General features: G+C 69.5%; 10 protein-coding genes. 4 read left to right on the plus strand and 6 right to left on the minus strand.

Features of this window, described 5'->3' with window-relative positions; translation table 11 throughout:
* Nucleotides 1–111: 111 nt before the first annotated feature.
* The gene (locus AC07X5_RS32470) at nt 112–462 is read right to left on the minus strand and encodes an Mpo1-like protein (protein ID WP_494773528.1); all 351 of its coding nucleotides are present in this window, start codon (nt 460–462) and stop codon (nt 112–114) included.
* Nucleotides 463–646: 184 nt separating this feature from the next.
* Here AC07X5_RS32470 and AC07X5_RS32475 point away from each other — a divergent pair, with 184 nt between their 5' ends.
* On the plus strand, nt 647–1858 hold the full coding sequence (locus AC07X5_RS32475; protein ID WP_494773529.1) for a DUF418 domain-containing protein: 1212 nt from the start codon (nt 647–649) through the stop codon (nt 1856–1858).
* Between the two features lie 4 nt (nt 1859–1862).
* Here the strand turns inward: AC07X5_RS32475 and AC07X5_RS32480 are convergent, their stop codons facing one another.
* The 5 genes from AC07X5_RS32480 to AC07X5_RS32500 all read right to left on the minus strand — a co-directional run bounded on the left by AC07X5_RS32480 (nt 1863) and on the right by AC07X5_RS32500 (nt 8279).
* A complete protein-coding gene (locus tag AC07X5_RS32480; protein WP_494773530.1) occupies nt 1863–3590 on the minus strand; it encodes a GDYXXLXY domain-containing protein in 1728 nt (575 codons plus the stop codon).
* On the minus strand, nt 3587–4570 hold the full coding sequence (locus AC07X5_RS32485) for a DUF2157 domain-containing protein (RefSeq protein WP_409963634.1): 984 nt from the start codon (nt 4568–4570) through the stop codon (nt 3587–3589). The genes AC07X5_RS32480 and AC07X5_RS32485 overlap by 4 nt, the downstream gene beginning before the upstream one ends.
* A gap of 18 nt (nt 4571–4588) precedes the next feature.
* Nucleotides 4589–5398 (minus strand): alpha/beta fold hydrolase, encoded by an 810-nt coding sequence (locus AC07X5_RS32490; RefSeq protein ID WP_494773531.1) that lies wholly within the window; start codon nt 5396–5398, stop codon nt 4589–4591.
* A 71-nt stretch (nt 5399–5469) separates the two neighbouring features.
* Nucleotides 5470–6939 carry a HEAT repeat domain-containing protein gene (locus AC07X5_RS32495; protein WP_494773532.1) on the minus strand — a complete coding sequence of 490 codons (1470 nt, stop codon included), beginning with the start codon at nt 6937–6939 and terminating at the stop codon, nt 5470–5472.
* Nucleotides 6940–6971: 32 nt separating this feature from the next.
* On the minus strand, nt 6972–8279 hold the full coding sequence (locus AC07X5_RS32500; RefSeq protein ID WP_494773533.1) for an O-acetylhomoserine aminocarboxypropyltransferase: 1308 nt from the start codon (nt 8277–8279) through the stop codon (nt 6972–6974).
* Nucleotides 8280–8642: 363 nt separating this feature from the next.
* Here AC07X5_RS32500 and AC07X5_RS32505 point away from each other — a divergent pair, with 363 nt between their 5' ends.
* The 3 genes from AC07X5_RS32505 (at nt 8643) to AC07X5_RS32515 (ending at nt 12176) form a co-directional block, all read left to right on the plus strand.
* A complete protein-coding gene (locus AC07X5_RS32505) occupies nt 8643–9092 on the plus strand; it encodes a CBS domain-containing protein (RefSeq protein WP_494773534.1) in 450 nt (149 codons plus the stop codon).
* Nucleotides 9093–9297: 205 nt separating this feature from the next.
* A complete protein-coding gene (gene aroC, locus AC07X5_RS32510; RefSeq protein ID WP_494773535.1) occupies nt 9298–10395 on the plus strand; it encodes a chorismate synthase in 1098 nt (365 codons plus the stop codon).
* A gap of 29 nt (nt 10396–10424) precedes the next feature.
* Nucleotides 10425–12176, plus strand: coding sequence for a bifunctional metallophosphatase/5'-nucleotidase (locus AC07X5_RS32515; protein ID WP_494773536.1), 1752 nt, complete (start codon nt 10425–10427; stop codon nt 12174–12176).
* The last annotated feature ends 239 nt before the right edge of the window (nt 12177–12415 follow it).

Raw genomic sequence — 12415 nt, forward strand, 5'->3', positions numbered from 1 at the left:
CTTCTCTTTGGTGACTTTCTCTTGGCGGCCCAAGAGAAAGTTACTGCGCCGCCGGGCGCACATCCCGGCTCCCGCCCCTCGCCAAGGCATGCTGCAAAAACAAGCCAGCAATCAGAACGGCACTCTACCCAACCAGATATCCCGGTACATCGCCCAGTCCCCCATGAAGCTGTAAAGAGGCCGCTTGAAGCTCGCCGGCTTGTTCTTCTCAAACCCGAAATGCCCCACCCACGCAAACCCATACCCGCACAGCAACCCCAGCAACAAAAACCAAGGCTGCCGCAGGGCCACCGCCAAAGCCAGGCAGACCAGTGACAGGCTGGACCCCACGAAATGCAGCCGCCGGCAGGTGCGGTTGCTGTGCTCGGTCAGGTAGAACGGATAGAACTCCGCAAAGCTCTTGAAGGCACGCGGATCGGTGGCTGCCGTGGCCTTGTCCGCAACAGGGGCGCTGATGTCCATGGTCTTGTCTCCGTGGGTAATACTTAGAACGTGTTCACGATCTTTACGGGACCGCGTAAAAATCGTGAACACGTTCTTATCTTCGCTTTATACGCCCAAGCACGTCCAGGCGGGAGTGCCGCACTTGACAGTGCGCCATGGACATCGCGCCCCACCCGCCCAACGCGGCGGCCCCTTCTTCACCATGACTCCCACCGAACCGCCCCGCGAACACGCCATCGACGCACTGCGCGGCTTTGCGCTGCTGGGCATCCTGCTCGTCAATGCCGGCAGCTTCGCGTCCACCTACTTCGGCCTCGGCGTGGTCGACCCCGCGTTCTCGCGCCCCGTAGACCATGCCGTGCGCTGGTTCGTGGCCCTGGTCTTCGAAACCAAGTTCTACCTCCTGTTCTCGCTGCTGTTCGGCTACAGCTTTGCACTGCAGATGGACTCGGCCCAGCGCGCGGGCAGCGCCTTTGTGCCGCGCATGCTGCGGCGCCTGGCGGGATTGCTGCTGCTGGGGCTGGCGCATGCCTGGTTGCTGTTCGCGGGCGACATCCTGGTGACCTATGCGCTGCTGGGCCTGTTGCTGCTGCCGATGCGCCGGCTGCGGCCGGACACTGCGGCGGCGTTGGCCGTGGCACTGCTGGCGCTGGTCTCCCTGGGCTGGGGGCTGCTGGCCTGGTTGATGTCGCTCGCGCCGCCCATGGACTGGCCGCTGGCCGAGGTCCACGCCAAGGCCCAGCAGGCCGCAGCCGCCTACCGCGCTGGGCCCCTGGAAGCCATTGCCCAGCGCGGACGCGACATGGCCGATGGCGTCTGGTTCGTGATCGTTTTCGTGCAGGGGCCGTGCGCACTGGCCATGTTCCTGCTGGGGCTGGCGGCCCATCGCTCGGGCTATCTGGCCCGCGCCGCAGGGGAGCCAGCGCGCCTGCGCAGGTGGATGCGGTGCTGCCTGCCCATCGGGGCCGCCGGAGCCTTGCTCTATGCCACGGTGCAGACCAGCCTGGTGCGCCAGAGCGACCATGTCTCTGCCGCGGTGCTGGCGGTGGACCTGGCCACGGCCCCGTTCCTCACACTGGGCTATGTCGCCGCGCTGCTCTGGGTGCTGCAGCACAGCCGCCACGGCCGGGCGCTGGCCGCCTGGCTGGAACCCGCGGGCCGCATGGCGCTGTCCAACTACCTGATGCAGTCTCTGGTGGGGGCGCTCGTGTTCACGGCCTACGGCCTGGCGCTGGTGGGGCGGGTGCCTCCGCTCGCGGTGCTGCTGGGCTGCGTGGCGCTGTATGCGGCCCAGCTCGCGCTGAGCCGCCGCTGGATGGCGCGGCATGCCTACGGGCCGGTGGAGTGGCTGCTGCGCGCCTTCATGCTGCTGCGCTGGCCCGCGTGGCGGCGCGGCCTTCGGCCGGCGGAGTGAACGATCAACGGCCTATGGGCACGAGCTGGTCGTCCGCCATGCCCACCAGCAGGGCCTTGCCGTCCGGCTGCACGCGGAATTCACCAAACCGGGCCTTTTCCCACAGGCTGGCATCGCCTTCGGCGAAATACCAGGCATCGGTCACCAGAGTCCAGTCGCCGTCCTTGGGCGTGAGCTGGATGCGAAACTCGCCAGGAGACAGCGGCGTATCGTATTTTTCCATGCGCTCCCAGGCCACCACGCCGCGCGCATCGAGCCGGCCAACAGCATAGGGCCGGCTGCCCAGCAGGCCTTCCACGCCGGCATTGCGCAAGTCGATGTTTTCATTCGGCGGCGGCAGGGTGAAGTCCAGCCGCATGTAGTCGCCCTGCATCAGCGAACGCGGGTCCATCGGGGCCAGCGGCACGTAGACCTTCTGGCCATTGGCAATGGTGTGCTCCTTGTCGGCAATGGCGATATTGGCCACGGCCACCGTGGCCAGCGCGCTCAGGCCCAGCAGCCAGGGGCCCAGGCGATGGCCCCAGTGGCGAGCGGCAACCGTGGCGGGCACGCCCGACCGTGGCGTGCACAAGGCACTCCAGGCAAGCACACCCAGCAAGGCGCCACAGCCCACGAGCACCATGGCCTTGGTGCCCAGGGGCCAGGCCAGCTGGTAGTAAAAGCCGCCCATGATCCAGGCGCTGGCCAGCGCAGCCGCCGCAGCCTGGCCCCAACGGCGCGTGGTGCCGGTGACCACCAAAGTCAGCAGCGCACAGCCCAACAGCGGAGAGAACCAGCACAGCAAGGCCAGCACCAGGGCGACCACGGCGGCGCGGGGCTGGCGCAGGGCCGGCCAGGCGCGCTGCGCGAGGGCGGCGGCGCCCAGGGCCAGCAGCACACTGGCGGCCTGCACCGTGCGCTGCAGCGCATGGGTGCGCAGCCCGACCTCCTGACCGGCTTCGCGCAGCAGCTCGCCGCCGATGCCGGCACCCAAGGCGCCTCCCACCAGAAAGGTCTGGCCCGACAGGCCGCAGAGGCCCCAGATCAAGGCCAGCAGCCAGCCGCAGGTGAGCGGTTCGAGCAGCACGGCAACCCGGTTGCCCATGTCCCCGCGCCCCAGGGCCTGGCGCTGCCACAGCAGCAGGCCCACCCACACGGCGAGCACGCCATGCACCATGCCCCACGGAAGCAGGGGCGACAGGGCCCAGCGGCCATGGCTGCCAGGCCAGATGGCGACCGCGAACAGCACGGCAGCGCCCGCACCCAGCAAGGTGCGCAACCAGGGCAAGGGCACCAGCACCGCCACGGCCAACGCCACCACCAGCATCACTGCAGCGGCCGGCTGGGCACCCATGTCGCGCCCGAGCGCAAAGCCGAGCAGGAGGGCGCCTGTGAGCAGCGCTGGAAAGGCCAGTTGCTCCAGGAAGATCGGCAGGTCCGCCTTGCGCAGGGCCGCCGTGGAGCCGGCCAGCACAGCGGCGCCGATGAAGTAGGCGCCCGCGCCGTCCACGATCCACTCGCCGAACAGCAGGGCGAACAGGGCCAGCAGCGGCAGCGCTGCCAGCCATGCCCCCAGGGCGGTGAGCAGCACCACGGGCCAGGGGCGCGCGGGGCCGGTCGCCTTGCGGGCATCGGCCGCCGTGGCGTGCGCGGGCAGCACGCCCTGGGCGACGGCGTTTTGCACGATGGCATCGAGGGCGGAGGGTTTCACCGCAGCCGTGCCTGCGGGATCGAGAGAGTGCTCGCCGCTCATGCCGACTCCCCTTGCGCTGCCGCAGCGCGGCGCGCCAGGCGCGTCACCGCGCTGACCGTGGCGGCCAGCATGCCGGCGGCCACCAGGCCGATAAGCAGCAGCGAGCCCACGAAATCGTCGAAGCGGGAGTTGGAGAACATGGCCCGCGCCAGCCCCGTGACCAGCAGGATGTTGAGCCCCAGCGCCGCACCGCTGAGCAAAAAGATGTCGAAATGCGTGCGCATGCCCACCAGCGCCGCGGCCGCCGCCAGCAGCACCAGCCCCAGGCCGTAGTGCCCCGCCACCGGCGAATGGAACAGGCCGCCGAGCGCGGTGAGAGTGACCATCGCCAGCGCCAGCGTGCCCGCCGTACGCAGCGCCCACAGGCCCGCGCCGGTGAAGCGCCGCGCCTGCGGCAGCATGGCCGCCGCCACGGCCAGAGCGGCGCCCAGGGAGACCAGGTGCACCGTCATGTCCGCAGGCGACACACGCCAGCGGTGCCCCGTGTGCGCCTGCGCCCACAGCGAGATGCCGACCATGGCGACCAGGTTCCACGGCACCCACACCACATCGCTGCGCACGGCCAGCGCCAGGGGCAGCGTGAGCGCCGCCCACAGCGCAAACAGCTGCCACGGATCGGCGCCGGTCTGGTAGGTCTGGCCGAAGTAGGCGAACAGCGCGCCCGTACCCAGCAACGCCAGCATGGCCAGCGGCGCCCGCGCCCCGGCACGCAGCGCGGCCCCCGCGCACATGGCGAGCACAAAGCCCTGCAGCAGCGCAAAGCGCATGAAGCGGCCCAGGCTCTCCCAGTTGGCGGCGATCCACATGACGATGCCCAGCCCGCCCAGCGCTGCCGCGATCACGGCCACCGTGCGCCACAGCGTGGCGTGCAGGTTCGCAGGTGGGCGGTGGAGACCGGCCAGGCCCAGCAGGCGCGTGGCCGCAGGTCGGTCCAGCGTGTGCTGGCGCGCCAGTTCGAGCAGGTCGGTGCGCAGGGTCATGGTGGAGTCCGCGTGGTCTTACTTGGCCAAGAAGTCGCGGATCGCCATCAGCGTGCCATCGGGCGCCTCGCTCATCTGGTTGTGGCCCACGGGCAGGCTGGTGGTCTGCACCGCCTTGCCCGCGGCGCGCGCGGCCGCCACCAGGCCCTGGGCGGCCTTGGGCGCGGTCATCTGGTCCTGCGCGCCCAGCGCGAACAGCATCGGGCACCGCACCGCCGCGATGGCCTGCTCGCCGTTGGCATAGCTGTCGCAGGCCACGAAGCCGCGGTGGAACACATTCACGGCGCTGTTGCTGCGCAGCACCTTGCGGCCCAGCGCCATGCCCGCGTTGTAGACCCAAAAACCCGCGCCCGAAGGCGGCGCCAGCGTGCTGCGCGAGAACACGTTGACCATGCGCAGGGCCTTCTCGGGCTCGTTGAGGGCCGCGTCGATCAGCGCGGGCGAGACCTTCATCGGGTAGGCCGTGCCCACCAGCACCAGGTGGCTCACGCGCTCGCCCAGGCGGGCCGCGGCCTCCAGCGCGATCAGCGAGCCGAAGCTGTGGCCCACCAGGGCTGCGCGCGGCACGCCTGTGGCATCGAGCAGCGCGGCAATGAAGTCCGCCCCTGCTTCCACGCTGGCCGGTGCCTCGCCCGCGCTGCGGCAGTGGCCGGGAAGGTCCACGGCCAGCACGTTCCAGCCGTGGTTGGCCAGGTAGCGGCTTTGCAGCGCCCACACGCTGTGGTCGTTGAGCACGCCGTGGACCAGGACCACGGTGGGCAGCGCGGGGTTGAAGGCCTTGCCGCCGGTGTAGCAGTAGGTGGTGTGGCCGTTGACTTGGATCTGCATACGAATGGGTCCTCTTGGTTCGCTTGTCTTTGCTTCGTTCTTGTCTTGTCAGGGGCAAGGGCTGCCCTCAGTCAGCGTGGCGGTACACCTGCGGCCAGGTCGTCCAGCACCTGGATCCAGCGTTGCGCTGCGTCGCGCACCTTGCCACTACTGTCCCTCTTGGCGGTGGCTTCGGCCAGGGGGCGCTGCGCGGCGGCCGCGCCACGCCAGTCGTCCAGGGCCAGCACGGCCAGGTAGCGCACGGTCTCGTCGCTGTCCTGCGCCACGGCATGGGCGAGCGCGGGAACAATGCGCGCACCGGCCTCGGCGCCCAGGCCCCGCTCGCCCAGCACCATGGCCGCATGCTGGCGCACCGCGGTCAGCGGCGATTGCAGGCCGCGCAGGGCCTCGTCCACCTCGTGCAGGCGCAGGGTGCAGGTGCCCTTGCCGGGGCGCAGCCACTGCTCCACCAGCGGCAGCAGCGCAGGCCGCACTTCGGGCAGGGATTCGATCAGGCGGTAGTCGAGCGGCAGCGGTTCCAGCACCCGGTTGCGGAACGCGCCATAGGGCGATGACAGGCCCTGCGCCACACACGCGTCGCCCAGCGTGCCGGCCTGGGCCTGCTGCAGCAGCCAGGCACTGTCGCCCAGGTGGGCCAGCGCACCGGCGCAGACATTGCGGCCCGCCTGGGCCAGGTGGCGGGTGCCGTTGCGGGGCACCGGCTTGAGCACCTGGGTGCGCAAGATCGCCAGCACCTCGGGCGTGGCTGCGCCGATCTCGCCCAGCAGGCGCGCGGCCTCGCACTGTGTTTCGGTGCGCGCCAGCAGGGGCAGCAGTGGCGGTATGGCCGCAGGGCCGAAGGCACGCAGCGCGCGCTGCGCCGCCTCGCCATGGCGCTGGGCCTGCTCGCGCGTCAGGCCCAGCTCGGGCGCGGGCTGGTGCGCCAGGCAAGCCAGGTGGTAGCGCAGGCGCTCGGCATCGGGCAGCGCCGCCACGCGCGCTGCCTCGGCCAGGTCGGCGGCATGGCCAGGCAGCAGGCGCGCAAAGGCTTCGTCGCCCAGGCAGCGCAAGGCCATGGCAATGCCCTCGTCGCTGTCCTCGTGCAGCAGCACGGCAAAGCCAGGCGTGAGCCGGTCGGCCACGGCCGAGGCCTGCAGGGAATCGCGCAGGCGATGGCACACATTCACCAGGGCATCGATGCAGCGGCGGTCCGTGGCCTCCCACTGCGCCACGTCGCCGCCTTGGGCCTCGGTCGCCAGTGCGGCTTCGGCCGCGGCCATGGCGGCGCTGCCCGAGGACATTTCGGGCCAGCACCAGTCCGCCGGGTTCCAGCGCAGGCTGTAGAGCGCGCCATCGCCTTCGTGGTCCTCGTCGGCTTGCGCCAGCGCGGCCTCGCTGTTCATCGCCACGGTGGGCAGGTGGATGGGGCCATCGTGCTCGCGGTAGATGCCCGCGAGCGCCACGGCATAGACATCGCCGCGCAGCGGATGCGCCTGCAACACCGGCAGCACCAGTGCCAGCGCATCGTCCAGCAGCGTCTGCTCGAAGGCCTGCCAATCCATGGCGGGTGCCGCCTGCGCTCCCATCGCCGGGCTCAGGCCGCCTTCTCCGCGGCCTTGAGGGCGCGCTTGAGGTCGTCGATCAGGTCGTCGGCATCTTCGAGCCCGATGGACAGGCGGATCGTGCCCTGGGTGATGCCGGCGTTGACCAGCGCCTCGTCGCTCATGCGGAAGTGCGTGGTGCTGGCAGGGTGGATCACCAGGCTGCGGCAGTCGCCCACGTTGGCCAGGTGGCTGAAGACCTTGAGCGCCTCGATGAACTTCTTGCCCTGCTCGCGGTTGCCTTGGAGGTCGAAGCTGAACACCGAGCCCGCGCCGCGCGGCAGCAGCTTCTGCGCCAGAGCGTGGCTGGGGTGGGTGTCGAGCATGGGGTGGCCCACGCGCGAGACAAAGGGGTGGCTGGCCAGGAACTCGACCACGCGCGCCGTGTTGCGCATGTGCCGCTCCATGCGCAGCGGCAGCGTCTCGATGCCCTGCAGGATCAGCCAGGCCGTGTGCGGGCTCATGCAGGCGCCAAAGTCGCGCAGGCCCTCGCGGCGCGCGCGCAGCAAGAAAGCGCCGACCGAGCTTTCCTCGCTGAACACCATGTTGTGAAAGCCCTCGTACGGCTGTGTCAGCTCGGCGAACTTGCCCGCCGAACGCGGGCCGTCCCAGTCGAAGCTGCCGCCATCGACCACGATGCCGCCCACCACCGTGCCGTGGCCCGAGAGAAACTTGGTGGCCGAGTGGTAGACCAGGTCGGCCCCCAGTTCCAGCGGTTTCATGAGCCAGGGCGAGGTCAGGGTGGAATCGACCAGCAGTGGCACACCCGCCTCGTGCGCGATGGTGCTGATGGTGGGGATGTCCAGCACATCCAGGCCCGGGTTGCCCACGGTCTCGCCGAAGAACAGTTTCGTATTGGGCCGCACGGCGGCGCGCCAGCCGTCGATGTCACCAGGCTTGACGAAGGTGGTTTCAATGCCGAAGCGCGAAAGGGTGTAGTGCAGCAGGTTCTGCGAGCCGCCATACAGCGCCGTGCTGGCCACGATGTGGCTGCCCGCGCCCATCAGCGTGCAGATGGACAGGTGCAGCGCGGCCTGGCCGCTGGCGGTGGCGATGGCGCCCACGCCGCCTTCCAGGGCAGACACGCGCTGCTCCAGCACCGCATTGGTGGGGTTGCTGATGCGGCTGTAGACGTGGCCGGGCCGCTCCAGGTTGAACAGCGAGGCGGCGTGGTCGCTCGATTCGAAGACGAACGAGGTGGTCAGGTGGATCGGCACGGCGCGTGCGCCGGTGGCCGGATCGGGGGTGGCGCCGGCGTGCAGCGCAAGCGTGTCAAAGCCGGGGTCGGAGTAACCGGGCATCCAATGTCTCCCATGTTGTCGGTGTTAGTCCACTGAAACGGAAAAATCGGCTGTGCGTGAGGGTCTGGCAGGGCCGCAATCTAGGCGGCGGGCGCAGCCGGGTTGTACACCCGGCGAGCACGGCAACGACGAGTGCGGCCCTGCCAGGCCCTCACCCTTCGGGCCGGGGTGGCGGCGGGCGCATCGCCGCGTTGCGGGCTTTGCCAAGGCGGCCAGCCTTGGCCGCAGCCCGCGCCTTGCGCTGCACCCGCTGCCACCCCGGCGCACAGCCGATTTCTCCGTTTCAGTGGACTAGCGCATTGTGGGCTATATTTGCCGTGAACAGGCCTGCCGCGCCTCACCGAGCCCCATTGGAGACCGATCATGAAAGTCAGCGATATCCTTCGCGTCAAAGGCAATACCCTCTATACCGTCACGCCCGACGAACCGCTGTCCAACGCCGTGGACATAATGGCCGAGCGCGACATCGGCTCCCTGGTGGTGATGGAGCTCGGTGACCTGGTGGGCATGCTCACCTTCCGCGAGGTGATCCAGGCCATCGTCAAGAACGGTGGCAGCGTGGGCTCGCTGCAGGTGCGCTCGGCCATGGACGACCACCCGCTGACCTGCACCCTGGAGACCGAGATGGACGAGGTGCGCCGCATGATGCTGGACCGCCACGCGCGCTACATGCCGGTGATGGACAAGCGCATGCTCATGGGCGTGATCAGTTTTTACGACGTGGCCAAGGCCGTGGTGGACAGCCAGAACTTCGAGAACAAGATGCTCAAGGCCTACATCCGCGACTGGCCCGAGGAAGAATCGGGCGGCTAGGCAGGGACCATCCCCCTGAGTCGCTTCGCGCCTTCCCCCTTCTCTCGAATGGCTGCGCCATTCGGGAGGGGGGACGCAGCCAGTGCGGCGGAGCGGCCCTTGCACGGCTGCCCTGGCTTGGGCCAAGCCAGTTTCGAAGATCGGCAGCAAACTGAGCCGCCGTGCTGCCAGAGTACGCTGCTCCACTCTGGGATAATCGCCGCCCATGAGCGGCAACACCATCGGTACCCTATTCGCAGTCACCAATTTTGGTGAATCCCACGGCCCGGCCATTGGCTGCGTGATCGACGGCTGCCCGCCGGGCATGCCGCTCGCCGAGGCGGACATCCAGGCCGACCTGGACCGCCGCCGCCCGGGCACCAGCCGCCACGTGACCCAGCGCAACGAACCCGATGCGGTGGAGATCCTCTCGGGCGTGTACGAAGGCAGGACCACCGGCACCCCCATTGCCCTGCTGATCCGCAACACCGACCAGCGCAGCAAGGACTACAGCAACATCGCCCAGAGCTTCCGCCCGGGCCATGCCGACTACACCTACTGGCACAAGTACGGCATCCGCGACCCGCGCGGCGGTGGCCGCTCGTCGGCCCGGCTGACGGCGCCCACCGTGGCTGCCGGCGCCGTGGCCAAGAAGTGGCTGGCCCAGCAGTACGGCACGCAGTTCCGCGCCTGCATGACCCAGCTGGGTGAACTGCCCATTGCCTTCGAGAGCTGGGACCATGTGCGCGCAAACCCCTTCTTCGCCCCCGTGGCCGACGTGCAGCAGTACGAGGACTACATGGACGCGCTGCGCAAGGCCGGCGACTCCTGCGGCGCGCGCATCCGCATCTCGGCCAGCGGCGTGCCCGTGGGCCTGGGCGAGCCGCTGTACGACAAGCTCGACGCCGATATCGCCCACGCCATGATGGGCCTGAACGCCGTCAAGGGCGTGGAGATCGGTGCCGGCTTCGAGAGCGTGGCCCACCGCGGCACCATGCACGGCGACTCGATGACGCCCCAGGGCTTTCGCACCAACCACGCCGGCGGCGTGCTCGGCGGCATCAGCACCGGGCAGGACCTGGAAGTCTCGATCGCGATCAAGCCGACCAGCTCCATCATCAGCCCGCGCGAGTCCATCGACATCCACGGCCAGCCCACCGAGGTGATCACCAAGGGCCGCCACGACCCCTGCGTGGGCATCCGCGCCGCGCCGATTGCCGAGGCGCTGCTGGCGCTGGTGGTGATGGAGCACGCGCTGCGCAACCGCGCCCAGTGCGCGGACGTGGTGCGCGAGGTGGCGCCCATCCAGGCCTCCTTCCTGTGAGCGCCGCCCTCGGAGGCGCCTGGGGCCGCATGGCGCTGCCCTGCGCCATGGCCGCTGCTTTGCTGGCCGGCTGTGCCTCCACGCCCACGCCCCCCGCCCACATCGACATCGGCCTCATCGCATTCAACGACCTGCACGGCAACCTGGAGCCGCCGCGCATGGCCCTGCAGGTGGCTGCTCCCGATGGCAGCGGCATGGCGCGCGTGCCTGCGGGCGGCGCGGCTTACATGGCCAGCGCCATTGCGCACCTCAAGACCCTGCACAAGCACCATGCCGTGGTGGCGGCCGGCGACATGGTGGGCGCATCGCCCCTGGTGTCGGCCCTGTTCCTCGACGAGCCCACCATCGAGGCCGTCAACCGCATGGGCATCGACTTCAACGCCGTGGGCAACCACGAGTTCGACAAGGGCTGGCGCGAGTTGCTGCGCCTGAAGAACGGCGGCTGCGAGAAGCACACCGTGCGCCAGCCCTGCCAGTTGAACCCCGCCTTCCCCGGCACCAACTTCGGCCTGCTGGCGGCCAACACCTCGCACGAGGACGGCCGCCCGCTGCTGCCGCCCACCGGCATCAAGCGTTTTACCGAAGGCGGCGTGACGGTCAGCGTGGCTTTCATCGGCCTGACCCTGCGCGGCACACCCGCCATGGTGGCGCCCGCCGGCGTGGCCGGCCTGCGCTTTGCCGACGAAGCCGAGACCGTCAACGCCCTCATCCCGGGCCTGCGCGCCCAGGGTGCCGATGTGATCGTGGTGATGGTGCACGAGGGCGGCGAAACCCAGGCTGCCTTGGGCGAGACCAGTTGCAAGGGCCTGAGCGGCGACATCGTGCCCATCCTGGAGCGGCTCGACCCTGCAGTGGACGTGGTGGTCTCGGGCCACACGCACCGCTCCTACCTGTGCGACTACGGCACGGTGAACCCCGCGCACCCGCTGCTGCTGACCAGCGCGGGCCAGTACGGCACGCACGTCACCGACATCAGCCTGCGTGTGGACACCGCCACCCGCCGCGTGGTGCGCAAGAGCGCGCGCCAGGTCATCGTGCAGGGAGAGGGCTTCACCAGCGGGCCCACCACCCTTGCCGTGGACAAACGCTTCCCCGTCTTCGCGCGCGATGAGGGTGTGCATGCCATCGTGGAGCGCTACCGCATCGCCGCCGAGCCCCAGGCCCAGCGCCCTGCCGGCCGCCTCACCGGCCCGGTCTCGCGCGAACCTGCGCCATCGCTCGAAACCTCCATGGGCAACCTGATCGCCGACGCGCAGTTGCTCGCCGCCCAGGGGCCCGGCCTCAATGCCCAGATCTCCTTCATGAACCCCGGCGGCGTGCGCGGGGTGCTGGTGCCCGGTGCCGATGGCACGGTGCGCTATGGCCAGATGTTCACGGCCCAGCCGTTCGGCAACAGCCTGATGGTGCAGTCGTTCACGGGCGCGCAGGTGAAGGCGATCCTGGAGCAGCAGTTCGCCAGTGGCACCAACACCGCGCAGAGCCCGCGGGTGCTGTCGGTGTCCAAGGGGTTTACCTACCGCTATGACCTGCGGCTGCCTGCGGGGCAGCGGGTGAGTGGTGTGTCGCTCAACGGGCAGCCCTTGCGCGCCGAGGCTGTTTACCGGGTGGTGGTGAGCAGCTTCCTGGCTACGGGTGGGGACAATTTCACGGTGTTCACCCAGGGGGTGGATGGGCTGGGGGCGGGGCAGGATCTGGATGCGTTGGAGGCTTACTTCTCCGCTGCCGGGGGGCCTGTGGTGCCGCCGGCTACGGATCGGATTGTTCGAGTGGATTTGCCCTGATTTTTCTTGCTGCCGGCTTGGGGTTTGTAGCTGGCAGCATGCCTTGAAAGAGGGCGGGAGCCGGGATGTGCGCCCGGCGGCGCAGTAACTTTCTCAGGCCGCCAAGAGAAAGTCACCAAAGAGAAGGCGGCCCCGCTGCCCGTGTCCCCCTCGCACTGCGTACGAGGGGGCAGCCTGCGATGCTCGGTCCTGGGGTGACGCCGAAGAACTCCCTGCGCTGCCTCTGCGAGGCAGCTCCG

Source organism: Acidovorax sp. GW458-11-26-14-TSB4, assembly GCF_059423865.1.